This is a genomic window from Amycolatopsis sp. NPDC051758 (genome assembly GCF_044453095.1).
GTDB lineage: Bacteria > Actinomycetota > Actinomycetes > Mycobacteriales > Pseudonocardiaceae > Amycolatopsis.
In genome coordinates, this window is sequence record NZ_JBITCJ010000014.1 from 115,914 (window position 1) to 136,217 (window position 20,304).

At 70.8% G+C, this 20,304-nt stretch carries 21 protein-coding genes; 15 read left to right on the plus strand and 6 right to left on the minus strand.

From position 1 onward, the window contains the following. Nucleotides 1–24 precede the first annotated feature (24 nt). The gene (locus ACIA5G_RS45400; protein ID WP_395935192.1) at nt 25–2,280 is read left to right on the plus strand and encodes a catalase; all 2,256 of its coding nucleotides are present in this window, start codon (nt 25–27) and stop codon (nt 2,278–2,280) included. A 10-nt stretch (nt 2,281–2,290) separates the two neighbouring features. Further along, the gene (locus ACIA5G_RS45405; RefSeq protein ID WP_395935194.1) at nt 2,291–2,689 is read left to right on the plus strand and encodes an ankyrin repeat domain-containing protein; all 399 of its coding nucleotides are present in this window, start codon (nt 2,291–2,293) and stop codon (nt 2,687–2,689) included. A gap of 15 nt (nt 2,690–2,704) precedes the next feature. Here the strand turns inward: ACIA5G_RS45405 and ACIA5G_RS45410 are convergent, their stop codons facing one another. The 3 genes from ACIA5G_RS45410 to ACIA5G_RS45420 form a co-directional block, all read right to left on the minus strand. Next, a complete protein-coding gene (locus tag ACIA5G_RS45410; protein ID WP_395935196.1) occupies nt 2,705–3,964 on the minus strand; it encodes a PP2C family protein-serine/threonine phosphatase in 1,260 nt (419 codons plus the stop codon). A 106-nt stretch (nt 3,965–4,070) separates the two neighbouring features. Beyond that, on the minus strand, nt 4,071–5,399 hold the full coding sequence (locus ACIA5G_RS45415) for a jacalin-like lectin (RefSeq protein ID WP_395935198.1): 1,329 nt from the start codon (nt 5,397–5,399) through the stop codon (nt 4,071–4,073). A 281-nt stretch (nt 5,400–5,680) separates the two neighbouring features. Continuing rightward, the gene (locus ACIA5G_RS45420; protein ID WP_395935200.1) at nt 5,681–5,995 is read right to left on the minus strand and encodes a hypothetical protein; all 315 of its coding nucleotides are present in this window, start codon (nt 5,993–5,995) and stop codon (nt 5,681–5,683) included. Between the two features lie 481 nt (nt 5,996–6,476). On the opposite strand from ACIA5G_RS45420, the gene ACIA5G_RS45425 reads away from it, so the two are divergent. The 9 genes from ACIA5G_RS45425 to ACIA5G_RS45465 all read left to right on the plus strand — a co-directional run bounded on the left by ACIA5G_RS45425 (nt 6,477) and on the right by ACIA5G_RS45465 (nt 15,073). Beyond that, nucleotides 6,477–7,241 (plus strand): hypothetical protein, encoded by a 765-nt coding sequence (locus ACIA5G_RS45425; protein ID WP_395935202.1) that lies wholly within the window; start codon nt 6,477–6,479, stop codon nt 7,239–7,241. Between the two features lie 41 nt (nt 7,242–7,282). Continuing rightward, nucleotides 7,283–8,101, plus strand: a complete 819-nt coding sequence (locus ACIA5G_RS45430) for a polysaccharide deacetylase family protein (RefSeq protein ID WP_395935204.1) — start codon at nt 7,283–7,285, stop codon at nt 8,099–8,101. Beyond that, complete coding sequence (locus ACIA5G_RS45435; protein WP_395935206.1) at nt 8,098–9,423, plus strand: glycosyltransferase; 1,326 nt, start codon at nt 8,098–8,100, stop codon at nt 9,421–9,423. Before ACIA5G_RS45430 ends, ACIA5G_RS45435 begins: the two co-directional genes overlap by 4 nt. Then, complete coding sequence (locus ACIA5G_RS45440; RefSeq protein WP_395935208.1) at nt 9,308–10,486, plus strand: acyltransferase; 1,179 nt, start codon at nt 9,308–9,310, stop codon at nt 10,484–10,486. Before ACIA5G_RS45435 ends, ACIA5G_RS45440 begins: the two co-directional genes overlap by 116 nt. A 147-nt stretch (nt 10,487–10,633) precedes the next feature. Further along, nucleotides 10,634–11,659 (plus strand): Rieske 2Fe-2S domain-containing protein, encoded by a 1,026-nt coding sequence (locus ACIA5G_RS45445; protein WP_395935210.1) that lies wholly within the window; start codon nt 10,634–10,636, stop codon nt 11,657–11,659. Beyond that, complete coding sequence (locus ACIA5G_RS45450; protein ID WP_395935212.1) at nt 11,656–11,835, plus strand: hypothetical protein; 180 nt, start codon at nt 11,656–11,658, stop codon at nt 11,833–11,835. Before ACIA5G_RS45445 ends, ACIA5G_RS45450 begins: the two co-directional genes overlap by 4 nt. Further along, nucleotides 11,832–12,773 (plus strand): PDR/VanB family oxidoreductase, encoded by a 942-nt coding sequence (locus ACIA5G_RS45455; RefSeq protein ID WP_395935214.1) that lies wholly within the window; start codon nt 11,832–11,834, stop codon nt 12,771–12,773. Before ACIA5G_RS45450 ends, ACIA5G_RS45455 begins: the two co-directional genes overlap by 4 nt. Nucleotides 12,774–12,794: 21 nt before the next feature. After that, nucleotides 12,795–13,589 carry an IclR family transcriptional regulator gene (locus ACIA5G_RS45460; protein ID WP_395935216.1) on the plus strand — a complete coding sequence of 265 codons (795 nt, stop codon included), beginning with the start codon at nt 12,795–12,797 and terminating at the stop codon, nt 13,587–13,589. 350 nt (nt 13,590–13,939) lie between these two features. Further along, nucleotides 13,940–15,073, plus strand: a complete 1,134-nt coding sequence (locus tag ACIA5G_RS45465) for an ice-binding family protein (protein ID WP_395935218.1) — start codon at nt 13,940–13,942, stop codon at nt 15,071–15,073. A gap of 34 nt (nt 15,074–15,107) precedes the next feature. Here the strand turns inward: ACIA5G_RS45465 and ACIA5G_RS45470 are convergent, their stop codons facing one another. Continuing rightward, nucleotides 15,108–16,016 (minus strand): alpha/beta fold hydrolase, encoded by a 909-nt coding sequence (locus ACIA5G_RS45470; RefSeq protein WP_395935220.1) that lies wholly within the window; start codon nt 16,014–16,016, stop codon nt 15,108–15,110. Between the two features lie 83 nt (nt 16,017–16,099). On the opposite strand from ACIA5G_RS45470, the gene ACIA5G_RS45475 reads away from it, so the two are divergent. Next, nucleotides 16,100–16,669, plus strand: coding sequence for a TetR/AcrR family transcriptional regulator (locus tag ACIA5G_RS45475; RefSeq protein WP_395935222.1), 570 nt, complete (start codon nt 16,100–16,102; stop codon nt 16,667–16,669). 102 nt (nt 16,670–16,771) lie between these two features. Here ACIA5G_RS45475 and ACIA5G_RS45480 read toward each other — a convergent pair whose 3' ends face one another. Continuing rightward, nucleotides 16,772–17,224, minus strand: a complete 453-nt coding sequence (locus tag ACIA5G_RS45480; protein WP_395935224.1) for a YybH family protein — start codon at nt 17,222–17,224, stop codon at nt 16,772–16,774. 110 nt (nt 17,225–17,334) lie between these two features. Here ACIA5G_RS45480 and ACIA5G_RS45485 point away from each other — a divergent pair, with 110 nt between their 5' ends. Beyond that, a complete protein-coding gene (locus ACIA5G_RS45485; RefSeq protein WP_395935452.1) occupies nt 17,335–17,985 on the plus strand; it encodes a TetR/AcrR family transcriptional regulator in 651 nt (216 codons plus the stop codon). 27 nt (nt 17,986–18,012) lie between these two features. Here the strand turns inward: ACIA5G_RS45485 and ACIA5G_RS45490 are convergent, their stop codons facing one another. Next, nucleotides 18,013–18,624 carry a TetR/AcrR family transcriptional regulator gene (locus ACIA5G_RS45490; protein WP_395935226.1) on the minus strand — a complete coding sequence of 204 codons (612 nt, stop codon included), beginning with the start codon at nt 18,622–18,624 and terminating at the stop codon, nt 18,013–18,015. A 95-nt stretch (nt 18,625–18,719) separates the two neighbouring features. Between ACIA5G_RS45490 and ACIA5G_RS45495 the strand changes: the two genes are divergently transcribed. Both ACIA5G_RS45495 and ACIA5G_RS45500 read left to right on the plus strand, forming a co-directional pair. After that, nucleotides 18,720–19,295: an NADPH-dependent F420 reductase gene (locus ACIA5G_RS45495; protein ID WP_395935228.1), complete on the plus strand. Its 576-nt coding sequence runs from the start codon at nt 18,720–18,722 to the stop codon at nt 19,293–19,295. Between the two features lie 4 nt (nt 19,296–19,299). Then, nucleotides 19,300–20,301: a zinc-binding alcohol dehydrogenase family protein gene (locus tag ACIA5G_RS45500; protein ID WP_395935230.1), complete on the plus strand. Its 1,002-nt coding sequence runs from the start codon at nt 19,300–19,302 to the stop codon at nt 20,299–20,301. The last annotated feature ends 3 nt before the right edge of the window (nt 20,302–20,304 follow it).

Consider the following 20,304-nt stretch of genomic DNA (forward strand, 5'->3'; position numbering starts at 1 on the left):
GCTTTCCACCACGAGGAGGACGCAGTGGCCCGCAAGACCCCTGGCAAGCTCGTCAAGACCGCGCTCGAGAAGGCGGTGGAGAAGGTCACCGAGCTGACGAACCCCCCGATTCCCGGCACCCCCGGTAGCGAAGCCCCGTCCCTCGAGGAACCGGTCGACCCGCGTGGGCCGCTGCCGCCGAAACCGGACCAGGACGGGCCGGAAACGGTCACCCCGACGGGCGCGCCGACCGGCGCACCGAAATCGTCGGTGGGGCAGCAGGGTGCGTACCTCACGACCTCGACCGGCGTCCGGCTGCCCGACACCGACCATTCCCTGAAAGCGGGGGAGCGCGGCCCGACCCTGCTGCAGGATCACCACCTGCGCGAGAAGGTCATGCACTTCGACCACGAGCGCATCCCGGAGCGGGTCGTGCACGCGCGTGGTTACGGCGCGCACGGCGTGTTCGTCGGCTACGGCACGGCCTCGCACGTCTGCCAGGCCGGCTTCCTGGGCAACGGGGTCGAGACGCCGGTGTTCGTGCGGTTCTCCACGGTCGTCGGCTCGCGCGGGTCGGCCGACGCCGTGCGCGACACCCGGGGCTTCGCGACGAAGTTCTACACCCAGGAAGGCAACTTCGACCTGGTCGGCAACAACATCCCGGTCTTCTTCATCCAGGACGGGATCAAGTTCCCCGACATCATCCACGCGGCCAAACCCCACCCGGACCGCGAGATCCCGCAGGCGCAGAGTGCCCACGACACGTTCTGGGACTTCGTGTCGACCCACACCGAAGCCACTCACCACGTGCTGTGGCAGATGTCCGACCGCGCGATCCCGCGCTCCTACCGGACGATGGAGGGCTTCGGGGTGCACACCTTCCGGCTCGTCAACGCCGACGGGGAGTCCGCGCTGGCGAAGTTCCACTGGAAGCCGAAGCTGGGCGTGCACTCCCTGGTCTGGGAGGAGGCGCAGCTGCTCAACGGCGTCGACCCGGACTTCCACCGCCGCGACCTCGCCGACGCCATCGAGTCCGGCGCGTTCCCGCAGTGGGAGCTCGGCCTGCAGATCTTCCCGGACACCCCGAGGCAGACGTTCGAAGGCATCGACCTGCTGGACCCGACGAAGCTGGTGCCGGAGGAGCTCGCGCCGGTGCAGCCGGTGGGGATGCTGACGCTCAACCGGAACCCGACGAACTACTTCGCCGAGACCGAGCAGGTCGCGTTCCACGTCGGGAACCTGGTGCCCGGCATCGACGTCACCGACGACCCGCTGCTGCACGCGCGGTTGTTCTCCTACCTGGACACCCAGCTGACCAGGCTGGCGGGACCGAACTTCAACCAGATCCCGGTCAACCGCCCGCACGTGCCGGTCAACGACCTGACACGCGACGGCTTCCACCAGCAGGCGATCCACGGCGGTGTCGCCCCGTACAAACCGAACTCCCTCGACGGCGGCAACCCGTTCGAGGCCGACGCCGGGGCCAAGCCCTTCGCCGAAGTGGCTCAGCCGCTGCCGAAGGCCGCGAAGGTCCGGCAGTCACCGGTGTCGTTCGCCGACCACTACACGCAGGCGCGGCTGTTCTGGCTGAGCCTGTTGCCGATCGAGAAGGAGCACGTCGTGCTGGCGTTCACCTTCGAACTCGGCAAGTGTTACGAGCAGGCGATCAAGGAACGCGAGCTGCTCGTGCTGGCCAATGTGGACCGCGAGCTGTGCGAGAAGGTGGCGCTGGGCCTCGGTCTTCCCGCACCGGCCGGTCCCGGGCGGCAGAAGAAGGTCACGCCGAGCCCCGCGCTGTCCCAGCTCGGCGGGACGTGGCCGACCGACGGCCGCATCATCGGGATCGTGGTCGACCCCACCGACCTCGACGGGGTGCGGACGGTCCGCGAAACCATCCTGGCCGAGGGCATGGTGCCGCTGCTGATCGCGCCGACCGGCGGGCCGCTCGACGCCGACAGCGGCCTGGTCGCCCAGCGCACCTTCCTCACCGCCCGTTCGGTCGAGTTCGACGCCCTGCTGCTCGCGGGCGGCCCGCCGCCCGGTGCGGACGTGCTGCCCGCCGAGGGCCCCGAAGCCGGCGCCGTTGTCGATCCGCGCGTGGTCCTCATGGTCCAGGAGTGCTTCCGGCACGCAAAAGCCATCGGCGCGTGGGGGAGCGGGCGAGCCGCGCTCGAGGCTGCCGGCTGTGCCACCGGGCCGGGAATCGTCACCGAGGACGACCCGGCGGCGGCGCTCACGAAAACGGTGAAGCTGCTCGGGGCCCACCGCGTGTGGGAGCGATTCCCCGCGGCGATCTCCTAGGCGGCCGGTCGTGACCGAAGCACTCACCGATGCGGAACTCGACTACCTCCGCTCGCTGTTCGACCTCGCCCGCACCGGCGACACCGGACGGCTGGCGGAGGCGATCGAGGCCGGGATACCGGTGAACCTCACCAACGAGGCCGGTGACTCCCTGCTAGTGCTGGCCGCGTACCACGACCACCCGGCCACGGTGCGCGCGCTGCTCGACGCGGGCGCCGACACGGCGCGGATCAACGACCGAGGTCAGACGGCGCTCGGAGCGGCGGTGTTCCGCCGCTCCGAGCCCACCGTCACCCACCTCTTGGCCGCGGGCGCCGACCCCGCCCTCGGCCCGCGGTCTGCGCTCGACATCGCCCGCTTCTTCGACCTGCCGGAGATGCTGGCCCTTCTCGTCCGCCACCGCGGATAACCGCGGGCGAGTGGGTCAACGCCGTGCGTCGGCCGCGGGCCGGCGGATGGCCAGGAGCACGGTGTCGTCCGCGTAGACGACGACATCGTGCATCCGGGCGACGACCTCGCGCGGCAAGTCCGGCACCGGACGGCCGGCGTGCCGGCGAGCCACCTCCAGCAGGCGGGCCTGGCCCTCGTCGACGTCTTTGCGGGATTCGACCAGCCCGTCGGTGTAGAGCAGCAGCGTGGCCCCCGGCCCCAGGTCCAGCTCGACGAGGCAGGGGCTGCCGGGGTCCGGGAAACCGACACCGCGGCCGACGACCGGCGGGCGGAGGAACCGCGTGTCGCCCGAGGCGCCGACCAGGACGGGCTCGGGATGACCGCCGTTGGCGAGCTGGGTGGCGCCGGTGCCGGGGTCGATCCGGGCCAGCAGCACGGTCGCCATGAGGGCCGGGGCGATCGTGGTGAGGGTGCGGGACGCGTGGGCGATCAGGTCCCGGAAGGGGTGGCCGTCCAGGGCGAGGGTACGGATGGCGTGGGTGACGGTGAGCGCGTCCCTGGTCGAGGTGACGCCGTGGCCGACGGCGTCGACCAGCGTCACGTGCAGGCGGCCGTCGGGCAGGACGAACCAGTCGTAGAGGTCGCCGCCGGTCGGCGAGTCCGCCTCGGTCGGGGAATAGCAGACACCGAGCTCCAGTCCCGGGACAGCCGGTGGCAGGGGACGCAGGGCGTCTTCCAGACCTCGGAAGATCCGGGCGTGGGCGTGGCGGAGCTGCTCGTCGCGTTGTTCGAGTTCCACGTACATGGCCAGCACGCCGCTGTTGGTTTCGGCCAGCTCGTGCCGGAGCGCGCGCCCTTCCCGGACGAGCGCATCCGCGCGGGCGGTCAGCGCGAGCAGCTCCTGCCGGGTCGCCAGTTCGTCGTCGGCCGGCGCCGGGACCGGGCGATCGCCGGCGACCAGGCGCCAGACGACGCGGCCGCCGTCCGTCAGAGCGGCCGGCTGAGGCAGGTCGTCGAGCCGCGGCGGAGGCCACGGCTCCGGCAACCGGACGCCGATGGTGAGCACACCGGCGGTCACGGCGGTGTCCAGGTCGACGGTTCCGCCGGCGCCGAGGACGGGGTCGGCGAGCAGGGTGACCGCCAAGACCAGCCGGGCCCGGTCTTCAACAGGGATCCCGGCTTCGCCGCACGCGGCGCGGACACGACGACGCAGCGACACGAGGAGACCGGCCTGTGCCAGGTCGGGTGCGGCAGGTGTCCCGTGCGGAGCTGATTCCGTGCGAGACAGATCCACGACGTCCACTCTTGCACCCCACTGCCGACTCGGCAGAACGGTCCACGCGATTCGCTCCGGGCCGTCGGGTCCGGACGACCACCACAGCATCCGGCGACCGGGCCCGTCATCGTGCGGTGAAGACGAGGCCCAGCTTGTCGACCTCGGCGCCGGATCGGCCGTGGAAGCCGGTGATCTGCCGGCCCGCCGGTGCGGTGTAGGTGGTGCAGTCCGACGTCGTCGTTCCCCCTTCGAGGGTTTTCCCGGTGTTGGTGGTGAATCGGGCGTAGAAGACCCGGGTGTTCCCGTTGTAGCTGCCTCGGCACAGAGAAGCGGTCGTGGCGTATTCGCCTGCCGCCAGCGTCAACGACTTCGCCGTGCCGCCGTTGCCGCCGTGGTCCAGTGTCGTGCCATCGGCCAGGGTGAGACCTATCCGGTCGACCCGGGAACCGGCGCGGATCGTCAGTGCGGTCGCGCGCCCGCCGGCGGGAATTCGGTCCAGATCGGTGAAGTAGTCGCCGTGTGGTCCGCCGAACTGGTCGCTGAGCTGGTAGCCGGGGTTGCGGGTCCAGCTGAACCGGACCGTGATCGGGTCGTGGTCGGACAGCATGGCTCCGGCGGAGTCGAGGAACTTCCCGTGCTCGTTGTTGTAGAACGTCGCGCTGAGGTTCACCAGCCGGTTGCCCCGGTAAAGCACCTTGTCGACGACTTCGCAGTCGTTGGTGACCGCGTTCTCGTCGCACACCAGGGCGTCGCTCCCGGCGGCCGGGGGCACACCGCCCCGCTGGAGCTGCACCCAGGCGTCGGTCAGCCCGTTACGGGAGGCGAAGTCCCGGATGGTGTCCGCCGCGCGGGTGTAGCGGGTGTTGGTGTCGCCCATGACCAGCACGGCGTTGCCTGCCGAGTGGCCGGCGATGAAGGACGACAGCTGGTTGAGGTTGTCCGCGCGGGAGGTCAGGTCGCCGGCGGAGGTGCCGGCGTTGGTGTGCACGTTGTAAGCGTCGAGGTACACCCCTTCGGCCAGCCGCAGGCGCATGAAGGTGAAGCCCTTGGGGGTCAGGCAGTCGCCGGAGTCGAGCTGGCAGGAGTTCCACCGGACGCGTTCGAAGTCGTCGGAGTCGTAGGGCAACGAGGACAAGGAGTTCAGGCCGCTGCCGATCCCCGCACCACCGCTGGTGGGCGTCCGGTGAGGGTGGCTGTCGGCGGCGTAGAGGTTGGCGTGGTAGTTGAAGTCTTCCTGGACGTGGACGAAGTCGTAGGGACCGAGCCGCTCGCCGATGGCCGTGGTGCTCGACGCGCGTGGTGTGGGCGCGCTCGAGATTCCTTCGGGGAGGCCGGCGACGTTGTAGGACAGGACCGAGAGTGTGCCGGAGTCGGTGCCCGCGGCTTCGGAGGTGCCGGTGAGCACGGACGAGGCGATGGCGACCGCAGTCACGGCGGCGAGGGTTCTGCGCATGACGGACCCCTTCTGCTGGTCATCGGGGCAGGGAGTGGCAAGTCCGGCACACTGTGCCACGACGGGGCCGTTATCGCGAACATTCCTCATGTTTCGTGGATTGTTAACGTGAACATTGTGTACCGGCTGGTCCGGTTTTGCGTTGACGGTGAGTCCGCTGCTCCATGCGGATGCCGGACAGCTGCGCCGGCCAGGCTTCCCGGCTCTCCGCGTGACATCCGACGCCGGCCCGCGCCTGAAGCGTCCTCAATGGACAGTTGCCGGCGCGGGCCTGCCCGGCCTCACCGTCGGTGGCGGCCGATCCGGGAAAGGCTGCGAAACAGGTGACGCGGCTTCCGGTCGGTCAGATGCCGGTTCGGTGCGCTCGGCGGTGAGACGCCGATGAGGTCGGCGACCGCGACGAGCCGGGAACCGTCCGGCTGGGGTGCGCCGGCCTCGGCCATAGGTACCAGGTCCCCGTCGACACACGCTCCCGCGACGATTCCGGTTCGCACCCCCACCTGGCCGGGCCTGTCCAGGGTGCGATCGATGTAGGCGAGCCGCTGGCCCACCGAATAGCCGCGGAATCCGATGTGGTCCTTCGCCGCGAGGGTCATTTGTCGCCCACTTCCGGTTCGGCACGGGGACTGGGCCGCCGGGGGCCGGGGCGGAGAATTGCCTCTGGAGACGTCGTATCGCACGACAACTCGCTGAAGGACGCTACTCCTCCTCACTCGGGCAAATCCCTGATTTTGCGGCCGTTCACCTGGTCGTGTGTCGCACGACAAAACGAATTCGGTGACCCGAGACCCCACCTTCTTCTGAGAGAATCAGGTCTGCGGTGCCCGTTGTTTCGCCTGGCGGCAGGGTTCATCCGAATGGACCAGTGACGCCTCCGTGTGGAGGTGTGAAACCCGGAAGGTTGGTCTCTTCGGCGCAGTTGATGTGGCATAAGGCCCTAGCTGTCACCCATGCCCGGACCGACGCTGGGGAGACGGAGAGCACCACGCGGATCGTGTTCTGGAGTTGCCACACTGTTTCCGCGTCACCGGGGCCCAGTCGCCCGTCGTGCTTGCCGCTGCCGGATTTCTCCGGCCCATGACCGGTTCCCCTGATTCACAACTGCATAGAGGAGTAATCGTGGTCACCCACCATTATCCGCGAGGTCCGAACCTGTTCGCCGGACTCGGTTCCGGCGAACGGCAAGGAACCGGCACCGTCGAGGCGAACCGTCGTGTCAACCCGGTGTTCGTCGATCCGAGCGGGCACCGGCGGCTGCTGGTTCGCGGTTCGGCCGGAGTGCTGGCCGTCGCGGGGGTCGCGTTCATCGCCGGTACCGGGCTGTTGCTGGCCAACCAGCCGGCGACCTCCGCCTCCGGTGACGTCGGGTCGAATTCCGCACCGGTGGGCCTTGCGCCGGGGGCGGCGCAGCAGCAGCCGGCCGCCGGCGCAGGGGAGAAGCAGGTGCCGGGTGCCGGCCGGAACTCCGGGCCGCAGATCGCCATCCCCGCGAACGTCCTTCCCCTGTCCGCGGCGGCGGGCGGCACCGCGCCGGGGGGACCGCAGCCCGCAGCCGGGGTGCAGGTCGGCACGAGCGGGCCCGCGGCGGCGGTGAACCCGCAGCCGGGGAACCCGGCCGCCGCCGGCCAGGCGCCGGTCGACCGCGCCGATCCCGTTCAGCCGGCGCAACCCGTGGCCGTGGTTCCGCCGGCGGCGGTGGTTCCGCCCGTGGTCGTGCCGCCGCCCGTGCCGGCGGTGGTGGCTCCCGTCGTGCCCGTCGTCGAACCCGTGATCGAGGTCGTCGGGGGCGTGGTCGCACCCGTGACCGGGGCTGTCGGGTCGCTTCTCGGTAACCTGCTGTGACCGGGCGCCGGAGGTGGCGAGGCCGCCTCCGGCTGCCTTGGGTGTTCGCCGGGATCGCGGTGGCGCTGCTGTCGGTGATGCTCGTCATCGCGGGCTTCGCGAGTTCTCAGGTCAGCAACGACGCCAAGGCCCACGATCCGGTGGGCACGGCGTCGGTGCCGCCGGCGGTGATCAACGGTGGCGCGGTGGTCGATGCGACCCGGTCTCCGGTGACGTCGCGGGCGCCAGCCGCCAAGACCATCGCGTTGACCTTCGACGACGGACCCGATCCGACCTGGACTCCCCAGGTCCTCTCCATCCTGCGCAAGCACCAGGTGCCCGCGACGTTCTTCGTGGTCGGCTCGATGGCGTCACGCCATCCGGAGCTCCTCCGCAGGATCCACGACTCCGGTTCGGAAATCGGGCTGCACACCTTCACCCACCCCGATCTGGTGGACGTCTCCCCGTGGCGGATGGCCCGGGAGCTGGACGAGACGGAGATGGTGCTGGCCGGCAGCACCGGGCTGACCACCAACCTGTTCCGCCCGCCGTACTCCTCCAGCGTCTCGGCCGTCGACGACCTCGGCTACCGCACCGTGCAGTCCGCGGCCGCGCGCGGCTACCTCAGCGTTTTCACCGACACCGACAGCGACGACTGGGCGCGGCCGGGGGTCGCCGCGATCCTGCACAACGCCACGCCACCCTCGGACGCGGGTTCGATCGTGCTGCTGCACGACGCCGGCGGGAACCGGTCCGAGACGGTTGCGGCGCTGGATCAGCTGATCCGCAGCTGCAGCAGCAGGGTTACCGCTTCACCACCGTCACCGCCTCGGTCGGGATGGCCCCGGCCAACCAGCCCGCCACCACCCGGGACCGGGTGACCGGTGAGGTCCTGCTGGGCGCCGTCGGGGTTTCCCTCACCGTGGTCGCGTGGCTGCAGTGGATCCTGCTGGGTGTCGGCGTGCTGGTGATCGTCCGCCTGCTGCTGATGCTCTGGTACGCGGGCCGGCACGCCAGGCAGCGCCGTCATCCGCGCTGGAGCTGGGGACCACCGGTGACCGAGCCGGTCTCGGTGATCGTGCCCGCCTACAACGAGTCGGCCAACATCGAGGTGGCGCTGCGGTCCATCGTGGCCAGTGACCACCCGGTGGAGGTCGTGGTCGTCGACGACGGGTCCACCGACGGCACCGCCGACCTCGTCGAAGCGCTCGATCTCCCCGGGGTACGTGTTTTCCGCCAGCGGAACCAGGGCAAGGCGGCCGCGCTGAACGCCGGGATCGCGCAGGCCCGGTACGACCTGATCGTCATGGTCGACGGCGACACCGTGGTCGAGCCCACCACCGTCCGGCGCCTCGTGCAGCCCTTCGCCGAACGCGGGATGGGTGCGGTGTCCGGCAACGTGAAGATCGTCAACCGCGACACCTTCCTGACCCGGCTGCAGCACATCGAGTACGTCATCGGGTTCACGGTGGACCGCCGGATGCACGACCTGACCGGGTCGATGTGCACCATTCCCGGCGCCGCGGGCGCGTTCCGGCGGGCCGCGATCGCCGACGCCGGTGGGCTGAGCTCGCTGACCCTGGCCGAGGACACCGACCTGACCATCGGGATCGGCCGGGCCGGCTGGCGCATGACCTATGTGGACGATGCGGTCGCCTGGACCGAGGCCCTGGCGACCCTGCGCCAGCTGTGGCAGCAGCGGTTCCGCTGGACCTACGGCACGATGCAGTCGGTGTGGCGGCACCGCCGGGCGGTCCTGCAGCGGGGCACGGCGGGCCGGCTGGGCCGGTTCGGGCTGCTGCACGTCCTCGCGTTCCAGATCGTGCTGCCGGTGACCGCGCCGCTGATCGACGTGTTCTTCGTCTGCGGGCTGTTCTTCCTCGACCCCGGGACGACGCTCGTGCTCTGGCTGTCGGTGATGCTGCTGCAGAGCGCGGGCGCCGCCTACGCCTTCCACCTCGACGGTGAGCGGAAGAGCGCGCTGTGGCTGATCCCGATAGCAACTGGTCTACCGCCAGCTGATGTACGTGGTCCTCGTCCAGTCGCTGGGCGCCGCGATTTCCGGGATTCTCGTGCGCTGGCAACGGATGCACCGGATCGGTGCGTTGCGGGCGCCGGTGCGGCCGGAGGTGGCGCCCGCCGGGCCCGCCGAGCGGGGCACCACGCCGGTCACGCCGGTCGCCGGGCCTCCGCCGCCCCGTGAACGCTGGCTCGACGGCCTGCGCGCGGTCGCGCTGGTGCGGGTCGTGCTCTACCACGCCACCGGCTGGGGATGGCTGAGCCTCGTCTTCCCGTCCATGGGCGTGATGTTCGCGCTCGGTGGTTCCCTCATGGTGAGCTCACTGCGGCGCACGCCCGCGGTCGACGTCGTCGGCCATCGCATCCGCCGGCTGCTGCCCCCGCTGTGGCTCTTCGGCCTGGTCGCGGTCGGGCTGATGCTGGCGCACGGCTGGACGAGCGACACCGGTGAGCTCGCCCTGAGCTGGCCGAAGCTGGTGTTCTGGGTGTTCCCGATCATGGACCCGCCGGGCAGTCTCTGGGGTGCGGACTTCACGGTGGTGCTGTGGTACTTCCGCGCCTACCTGTGGTTCGTGCTGTTGAGCCCGGTGCTGTTGCGGGCGTTCCGCCGCCGGCCGGTCGTCACCGTGTTCGCCCCGCTGGTCTTCGTCGCGGTGGACGCCGTGCTGGGCTCCCCGCTCACCGATTCGGGGCCGGTCGGCGAGGGTGTGCTGGACTTCGTCACGTTCGGGGCGTGCTGGGTGCTGGGGTTCGCCCACCGGGAAGGCATGCTTCGCCGGATCCACCCGGCCGTGCTGGCGGGACTGTTCGTCGCCGCGGTGGGGCTGGGCGCCTGGTGGACGGCGGGGCACCCGCTGCCGGACGGGAGGCTCGACCTCAACGAGATCCCGCTGGCGCAGGCGTTGATCTCCGCCGCCGCGGTCCTCGTGTTCTTGCGGGTGTCGCCCAGGCTCGCGTGGCTGGACCGGACGCCGGTGCTCGGGCGGCTGGTCACGCTGCTCAACGCGCGTGCGGTGACGATCTTCCTGTGGCACAACGTCGCCATCGACCTGTCCTATCCCGTCGACGACTGGCTCGGGTGGTCTTCCCAGCCGGTCCAGCTGGCGACCTCGGCAGTCCTCACGGCCGGAGCCGTACTCGCCTTCGGGTGGGTCGAGGACCTGGCGGCCCGCCGTCCCCCGCAGCTCCTTCCCGGCGCCCGCCGGAAGCGGCCCGTTTCCGCGCCGGCGGTCCTTCCGGTGGCTTAGCCGGTTTCCGGCGGTTGGTCGCGATCTTGACCGGTTGTGTCGTGACCGGCCGGGTTTTTCAGCCAGTGAAAACCCGGATGGCCGCCAGGGCGGCCGGGGTGAGAGCTTCGACGGGCCGACCCCCGATCGAAGGAGCTCTGAGGCGTGATGGCAGCGTTCGCCCGCAACCAGTGGTACGTCGCCGCTTACGGCCGCGAGGTGGGGCGGGAGCTCTTCGCTCGTACGGTGCTCGGTGAGCCGATCGTCCTCTACCGCACCGAATCCGGCGAGGTCGTCGCGCTCGCCGACCGCTGCGTGCACCGGCGCTATCCGCTGTCCGAGAGCCGCCTCGAGGGCGACCGGATCATCTGCGGCTACCACGGCTTCACCTACGACCGCGCCGGTTCGTGCGTGTCCGTTCCCGGCCAGAGCCGGATCCCCCGAACCGCGCGGGTTCCGTCCTACCCCGTGGTCGAGCGGGACTCGTTCGTCTGGGTCTGGATCGGCGACCGCGACCTGGCCGACCCGGCCGCGATCCCGCGCGCCCCGTGGCTCGCCGATCCGGCGTACACCACGGTGAGCGGGATGGAACCGCTCGCCGCGCGGTACGAGCTGCTCGTGGACAACCTGCTCGACCTCTCCCACGAGACCTACCTGCACGGCGGCTACATCGGGACGCCGGAGGTCGCGAACACCCCCATCACCACCGAGGTCGACGAGGACCGCGGCATCATCTACGTCAGCCGGCACATGGCCGACGCCGAGTGCCCGTCGTTCTACGCGAAGTCCACCGGCATCGAAGGCCGGATCACGCGCTGGCAGGACATCGAGTACCACCCGCCCTGCCTGTACCTGCTGCACAGCCGGATCGCGCCGGTCGGCGTGCTGCCGAACGACGACGGCACGGATCCCGACGGCTTCCACGTCGAGGTCGTCTACGCCATCACCCCGGAGACCGAGCACAGCACGCACGACTTCTGGGCCGTGGCCCGGGACTTCGCGCTCGAGGACCAGGGCGTGTCCGGCTTCCTGGCCGAGAACAACCGCACGGTGGTGCTGCAGGACGTGCACGCCCTCGACATCCTCGAACGCGTGATCGCCGCGGAACCCGAGGGGTACCAGGAGCTTTCGGTCAACATCGACACCGGCGGACTGGCCGCGCGGCGCATCCTCGCGAAACTGGCGGCCTCGTGAGTGCCCGCGTGGCGATGCTGTCCGGCGAGACCGTGGTCCGCATCCACTGGAAGCTCGGCACCGACGTGCTCGTCGGGGTGTGCCACTGCGGCGCCGAGCACGAGTCGGAGGACCCGGTGCAGCTGTGGGACTGGCTGCTGGCCCACCCCGGCGGCCACGAAGCGGGGCCACGATGAGCGTGGCCACCGACCTGGAGCTCGACGTGGTGCTGGCCGCCAAGGAGCACCTCGCCGACGACGTCGTCCGGCTGACCCTGCGCGACCCGGACGGTGCGGCGCTGCCGGCCTGGAAGCCGGGCGCGCACCTGGACCTCGTGCTCGGTCCCGATCTCGTGCGGCAGTACTCGCTGTGCGGCGATCCGGCCGACCGGTCGGTGCTTCAGGTGGCCGTGCTGCGGGAGCCGGCCGGTCGCGGCGGATCGGCGTACGTCCACGAGCGGCTCGCGGCCGGCGAGACCCTGCGCGTGCGCGGCCCCCGCAACCACTTCGTGCTCGAACCGGCGCCGCGCTACCTGTTCGTCGCGGGCGGGATCGGCATCACCCCGCTCGTGCCGATGATCGCCGCCGCCGAGGCGGCGGGCGCCGGCTGGCGGCTGCTGTACGGCGGCCGCACGCGGGCGTCGATGGCGTTCGCCGCCGAGCTCGGCGGGCGCTACGGGGACCGCGTGGAACTCGTGCCGCAGGACCAGCTCGGTCTGCTCGACCTCGACGCGGCGGTGGCCGCCGAGCCGGGCGCGGCCGTGTACTGCTGCGGCCCGGAGCCGCTGCTGACGGCGATGGAGGACCGCTGCGCGCCCGGCACGCTGCACGTGGAGCGGTTCACCGCGAAACCGGACCCCGGGGCGAAAACCGTGTTCGAGGTCGAACTCGCGCAGTCGGGGCGCACCCTCGCGGTGCCGGCGGACCGGTCGGTGCTCGAGGTCGTGGAGGAGTCCGGCGTGCCGGTCCTGTCGTCGTGCCGCGAGGGCACGTGCGGGACGTGCGAGACCGGTGTCCTGGCGGGCGTGCCCGACCACCGCGACGCCGTGCTCACCGCGGCCGAGCAGGAAGCCGGCGACGTGATGATGATCTGCGTGTCGCGGTGCGCCGGCCCGCGACTGGTGCTGGACCTGTGACGCGCCGGGTAGCGTGAGGTGATGACCCGGCGAGCCGAGAACGGCGCCGGCACCTCGGTGACGAGCAAGGTGCTGGCGCTGCTCGAGGCGTTCACGCCGGACGCGACCGACCTCAGCCTGAGCGAGCTGGCCCGCCGCTCGGGCGTCTCGCTCGCCACCGCGCACCGGCGCGCGGCCGAGCTCGTGGAGTGGGGTGCGCTGGAACGCGACGCCGCGGGCCGCTACCGGGTCGGGCTGCGGCTGTGGGAGGTCGCGTCGCTCGCGCCACGCGGGCTGGGCCTGCGCGACGCGGCCATGCCGTTCCTCGAAGACCTGTACGAGGTGACGCACGAGAACGTCCAGCTGGCGGTGCGCGAAGGCCTCGAGGTCGTGTTCGTCGAACGCATCGCCGGGCGTGACGCGGTGCCGGTCTGGACCCGCGTCGGCGGCCGGTTCGCCCTGCACGCCACCGGGGTCGGGCTCGTCCTGCTGGCCCACGCGCCCGCGGCCCTGCAGGAGGAGGTGCTCGGCGGGGCTCTGCAGACGTTCACCCCCAAGACCGTCGCCGATCCCGTCCGGCTGCGCCGCATGCTCGCCGACGTCCGCAAGCTCGGTTACTCGGTCAGCGACGGCCAGGTCACCGTCGACGCGCTCTCCGTCGGTGCCCCGGTCTTCGCCGCCGACGGCACCGTCGCGGCCGCGGTCTCGCTCGTCGTGCGGACCGGCAGCGCACCGCCGAGTGCCCTGGCGCCCCTGGTCATGGCGGCGGCGCGGGGGATCGGCCGGACGCTGGCGGGCGGGTCGCCGCGGGTGTTCCCGGCGGGGCGCCCGAGGTGAGTGTCCGGCGCTCACTTGGTGCGGTACCACTTCCCGTCGCGCAGCGTTGATGCGGGACGGTCCACGGTGGACATCGCGCCACACCGGCAGGCGACAAAGCCGCACGACGTAGCACGATCAGCGGTTCGCCACTCTTGTGGGTGACCCTGAGTCCTCACTTTCGTGTGCATTGTCGGCGTTTCCGGCCTGTCCGGCCGTCGCTGTTCTACCGTTCACCTTTTCCGGCCCAGACTCCCGCCGGATTCGGTTGCCGAATCGGTGGAGGAACAACAATGGACGGCGAATCCCGCAGCACACATCCGGTGCGGAGCCGGCGCCGGATCCGTGCGGCCGTAGGTCTCTGCGCAGCCGTGATCACATTGGGGCTGGGCTTGGTGTACGGCGTACCGCGGGCCGCTGCCGCCGAAGCACCCGTCGGGCTCGGCACCGCGGAGACCTATTCGGTGCTGGGTGGGCAGACGGTGACCAACACCGGTCCCAGCACCCTGAACAGAGACCTCGGAGTCTTTCCCGGCACCGCGATCACCGGTTTCCCGCCCGGCACGTCGGCCGGCGCCACACATGCGGGTGACGCCGTGGCCGGCCGAGCCCAGGCCGACCTCGTCGTCGCCTACAACGACGCCGCCGGCCGCGCACCGACCGCCAACGTCGCGGGCGACCTCGTCGGCCGGACGTTGGTCGGGGGCGTCTACAAGTCGAGCGGCCAGCTGGCGCTCAGCGGGACCCTGACGTTGGACGGCCAGGGTGACTCCGGCACCGTCTGGATCTTTCAGGTCGCCTCCACCTTGATCACGGCGTCGGCGAGCGACGTGCACCTGATCAACGGTGCTCGGGCGTGCAATGTGTTCTGGCAGGTCGGCAGCTCGGCGACGCTGGGGACGAACTCGGACTTCGTCGGCACGATCATGGCTTTGACGTCGATCACGGTGACGACGGGCACCGTCGTCGCCGGGCGTGCGCTGGCCCGCAACGGCCAGGTCTCCCTCGACGACAACACGTTCACCACCCCCAGCTGCGACACGCCCACCACCACCACCACGCCGACCACCGGCGAGACGACAACGCCGCCGGGCACCGGCACAACAACGCCGACCACCGGCGAGACGACAACGCCGCCGGGCACCGACACGACAACGCCGCCGGGCACCGACACGACGATGCCGACCACATCGGACACTGGCGCGACGACGCCGACCACATCGGACACCGGTACGAGCACGCAGATCACGACGGACACAACGTCATCCACCGGCAGCGAGACGACGACCAGCTCACCAGGAGCGGGCGTCGGCACGACTTGGTCCGATAACAACGGCACCGGTGGCAGCGGCGATCACGGCAACGGGCCCGTTGACACGTCCGATCTCGCCAGCACCGGGGCCGGCCCGCTGCTGGGTCCACTGGTTGGGCTGGGAGCGTTGCTCGTCGTCCTCGGCGGATTGCTGCTCGTGCTCGCCCGCCGCGTGCGCCGAGCGAGGCGGTAGATCCGGGTGGCGCCGACGCAGAGCAACGCCGCGATCATCCTATCGGTTTGCCACCGAGGAAGTCCTCCAGAATCTCGGTGAACCGCGCCGGCTGTTCCTCGGCCACGTAATGGCCGCAATCGTCGAGGACCACCCCGGTGACGTCGTCGGCCGCCAGCTGCATCGTCTCGGCGACCAGTGTGCCGCAGTACTGCGCGCCGCCGATGGCGAGCACCGGCAGGGTCAGGCGGGTCTTCTTGCGCTGCTCGTTCTGCGCGATCGTCTCGTCCAACGCCCGGTAATACGCGAAGCTCGCCCGCAGCCCACGAGGATCCGCGACGATCGCATCCACGTAGACGTCGACGGCATACGCCGGGATCGTGGCCGGGGTGGCGCCTTTGGTGGCGAACTGGTGGCCGAAGAAGAGCGGCTCCCGCCCCTGGACCAGCTCCTCGTTGAGGTCGGTGAGCCGGTTGAAGCCGAAGTGCCAGAGCCGCTGGTTGACCGCGGCCGGGCTGAAGACCGACGGGGTCGGCGTGAGACCGGGGATGATGGCGTCGACGACGGCGAGCCGGCCCACCCGCTCGGGGTGATCGGCGGCGAGGGCGTATCCGGTCCACATGCCGATGTCGTGGCCGGCCACGTCGAACCGGTCGTGCCCGAGCGCGGTCATCAGCGCGACCAGGTCAGCGGCCAGCGTGCCGGTGTCGTAACCGTCGTCGGGCTTGTCGGAGAGTCCGGCCCCACGCGAGTCGACGGCGACGACGGTGTGCGCGCGGGCGAGCGCGGGCATCACCTCCCGCCAGGCGTACCAGGTCTGCGGCCAGCCGCCGACCAGCAGCAGTGGCGGGCCGTCCCCGCCGGTGACCGCGTGCAGCCGCAGCCCGTTCAGCTCCACGAGCCGGCTGGTGAAGACGTCGGTGAACCCGTCGGGTAGCCGGAGCGAACGCAAGCTCGGCGTCATCTTGGAACGATCGGTGCAACTTGTCATGCCGGTGACCTTACGCATCTTGAAACGATTGGTGCAAGATGTGTAGGGTCACGAACATGGCGGGCCGCAAGCAATTCGACGTGGACGAGGCGTTGCGACGCGCGATGCACGTCTTCTGGCGCTGGGGTTATTCGGAGGCCTCGATCGACCGCCTGACCGAGGGCACGGGCCTGGGGCGGAGCTCGCTCTACGGCACCTTCGGCGACAAGAGCGCCCTCTTCCGGAAAAGCCTCCAGCAGTACGCGCAGACCTACCACCCGCAGTACGACCAGGCTTTGTCCGGCCCCCATTCGAGCCCGAGTGCCGTGGTGGCCGCCTACCTGCAGGTCACCCTGAACCGCATCGCCGACCCGGCGGTCCCCGACGGCTGCCTGCTCACGGTGTCGGCAGCGCAGTTCCCGGCCCTTGACGCGGAAGGCCAGGCGGCGGTCCGGGAGATGATCGACGGTTTGCGGGCGATGCTGGAGCAGGCACTGGTGGCGGCGGGGGCCGGTGAGCACGAGGCGGAAGAGTGGGCGTTGTGCGCGCTGGCAACGAACAAATCCCTGGCGGTGCTGAGCCGCGCCGGCTTCTCGGGCGAAGACCTGGCAACCGTCGCCGCAGGCGCGGCCCGGATCCCCGGGTGACGCGACGCGCGCTCATGCCACTGCGGGGCTCGGCCACCGTCCTCGGCCGGGAGGCGACCGGGCCGGGTCCGCGCGATGGCGTCCCGGCCCGGTGCGGGCCGGTCAGCTCGCGCGTTCCCAGATGGGCAGGCGGAAGGTCGCGTAGGTGAACTTGCCGGTGATCTTCCCGGTGGCGTCGAAGTGGAACACGTCCAGACCGTGCCATTGGACGCGGCCGCCGTAGCGGAGCCGGGCGAACCACCGCAGCGGCGGTATCGCGCGTTTGCCGTGCTCGCCGGTCAGGTCCAACCGGCACGCCCACCGGATCGTCGCCCGGGCGCGGGACTCGTCGATCACCCGGTCGTAGACGTCGAAGGTCATCGCGCCGTAGCGGCCGGCGAACTGCGGTGCGAACGCCGCCCGGATCGCGGGGAGGCCGCGCAGCTCGGGGCCGCGGCCGGGCAGGTAGCGGGCGTCCTCGGCGAAGAAGGACATGACCCGGTCGAGGTCGGGGTTGTTGAAGGAGGCCACGAAGGCGTTGATGGTCTGGCCGAGATCGGTGCTGCCGACGGTCATGTGCTTGCCGTTTCGGGGTGGGGAACGGGTCGGGCCGAGGTTATAAGAACGGCGTAACTTTAACAAGAGAACGTTGTTCCGCTAAGTGTGGGGTTAGGGTGGTGACCGTCATGGAAGTGTCGTTCCAGCGGGCCAGGCGCCCGGAGCAGAAGAACCAGCGGCGGGAGACGATCCTCGCCGCCGCCGGCGACCTCGCCCAGGCGTCGGGCGTGGCCTGGGTCAGCCTCGGCGACATCGCCGCGGCGGTCGGGCTGGCCAAGTCCAACGTCCTGCGCTACTTCGGCACGCGCGAAGAGATCTACCTGCAGCTGACGATGCGGGAGGGCGCGGACTGGGCGGCCGCCGCCGGTGCCGCGCTGCACGGGGCGAGCGGGTTTTCCGCGGCGGCGACGGCCCTGGCCGACGCTTACGCCGACCGGCCGTTGTACTGCGACCTCACCACGCATGCCGAGACGATGCTGGAGCACAACGTCTCGGTAGCGGTCTTGGAGGTCTACAAGCGGTGGGCCATCAACACCTACTTCACCGTAGGCCGGCAGCTCACCGCCGCCTGCCCCGAGCTGACCGGCACCGACGGGGCGTCCTTGGTCATGGCGGCCAGCGCGTTCGTCGCGAAACTGTTTCCGTTGACCCGCCCCTCGGCCGCACTGCAGGAGCTGTACGACCGCGAGCCGGAGATCGCCCGGGTGTTCCCGCCGTTCGGGCCGACGCTGCAGCACATGATCGCCGCGACCGCGGCCGGGCTGCCGACCACCCACTGACGTGGCACACGGTCGAGACGACGGTGGTCAGGACTTCTTGAGCCGCTTGCGGTTGACCGCCAAGACCTCGTCCGACAGATCCGGGGCGGCGTCGGCGATCGCGCGAGAGATGGTCAGCGCGCCGACCATCTGGCTGAACAGTGCCACCGCGCGCTCGCGGGCTTCGGCGGGAGTGAGCTCGGTGCCGGACTGGCGTGCGCGGTCGAGCAGCATGTCGGTGATGGTGGCGAAGTAGCCGTCAAGCCCACGTCGGTACTCGGCCTGGGCGGCGGCGCCGTGGCGGCCGGCGTCGGAGGCGAGGGCGGCCGAGGCGCAGCCGATCTCGGGGTGGTCGCGGTGCTCGGCGTTGAGGTACTCGTCGACCATGTCGTGCAGGGCCGCGCGCGCTGAGCGGGGATGCGCTTCGCGGATGGTGTCGAGCGCCGCGAGCGAGTCGGTGAAGCCCTGGTGGAGGACTTCGAGAGCGAGGTCGTCCTTCGAGGCGAAGTGGTTGTAGAACCCGCCGTGCGTCATGCCGGCCGACTTCATCAGCTCCTCGATGCCGATGCCGTCGATGCCGCGCAGCCGGAACCCCGCACCGGCCGCGTTGACGATCTTCTCGCGGTTGTGCTGCTTCTGCTGCTGCGTGATGCGAGGCATGCGACGACCTTCCCGGAGTCCGACTTGACAGCCAATGATGATGATAGCAATCATTGTTAATGATGATGAACGTCATCGAAAGCAGAGGTACGGTCATGGACTTCGGAACCATCGGCGCCGGGACGGTCGCGCAGGCCATTGCCGGCCACCTCGTGACGGCCGGCCACGAGGTGACGCTCAGCAACAGCCGCGGCCCGGACACGCTGCTCGACGTCGTGACCCGGCTGGGGCCGCTCGCGAGCGCGGGCACGGCCGGCGAAGCGGCCGCCGCCGACATGGTCTTCCTCACCGTGATGTGGCCGCAGGTCGGTGACGCGCTGGTCGGGCTGCCCGAATGGGACGGTCGCATCCTGGTCGACACCACCAACACCTTCGCCGACCTCGAGGCCGGGACGGCGAGCGAGTTCGTCGCGGAGCGCGCACCGGGCGCGCGCGTGGTCAAGGCCTTCAACACCCTCCACGCCCGGTACATCGCCGCCGATCCCCGGCACGCGGAAGGACGGCAGCTGCTGTTCTACGCCGGCGACGACATCGCGGCCAAAACCACCTTCCACGAACTCGCCGACGCCCTCGGCTTCGCGCCGGTCGACGCCGGGACGCTGCGCGAGGGCGGCCGCCTGATGCAGATCGGCGGCCCGCTCTCGGCGCTACACGCCTTGAGGCAGGACTGAAGCCGTGAAGGCACTTGCCTACGAGAAAGCGCACGCGCTCGACGCGTTCGCCATCACCCTGGTCGAGGTCGCCGAACCTCGGCCACGCGACGGCGACCTGCTGGTCGACGTCCGTGCGATCGGCATCAACCCGGGTGAAGCCGCGATCCGGCAGACGCGCAGCGCCGAGCCCGGCGGGCGGGTCGTCCTCGGCTGGGAGTTCGCCGGAGTGGTCGCCGCGGTCGGGCCCGCGGCCACCGGGTTCGCGGTCGGGGACCGGGTGCTGGGCACCGGCGACCTCACCCGCGACGGCTGCTGGGCCGAGCGCGTCGCGGTCGACCACCGGGTGGTGGCCAAGATCCCGGACCGGCTCGCGTTCACCGACGCCGCATCGCTGCCCATCGGTGTCCTCACGGCCTGGGAATCGCTGTTCCGCGACCAGGACGCGCTGCTGCCCGGTGTCGGCCGTGTGCTCGTCATCGGCGGAGCCGGCGGCGTCGGGTCGATGGCCACGCAACTGGTCAAGGCCACCACGCCGGCGTTCGTGATCAGCACGGCCTCGCGGCCCGAGTCGCGGAAGTGGGCGAGGGCGATGGGCGCCGACCTGGTCGTCGACCACCGCGGTGACCTGGCCGGACAACTCCACACGGCGGGGATCGACCACGTCGACCTGGTGTTCTCGACCTCGGGCACCGGCGGCCACCTAGGGGCGATCGTCGCGGTGCTGCGCCCCTTCGGTCACCTGGCCGCCATCGACCTCACCGGCCCCTTCGACCCGGGAGCCTTCACCGGCAAGTCGCTGTCGCTGCACAGCGAGATGGTGTTCAGCAAGATCGTGGCCGGCGGTGACGTCGCCAGCCAGGGCCGGATCCTCGCCCGGGCGGCGGACGACGTCGCGGCGGGCCGGCTGCGCCCGATCGTCACCACCACGCTCGAGGGCCTGACCACCGAGACCATGAAGACGGCGCACGCCCTCGCCGAAAGTGGCCGGACCATCGGGAAGACCGTGATCCACGTCGCCGGCTGAAAC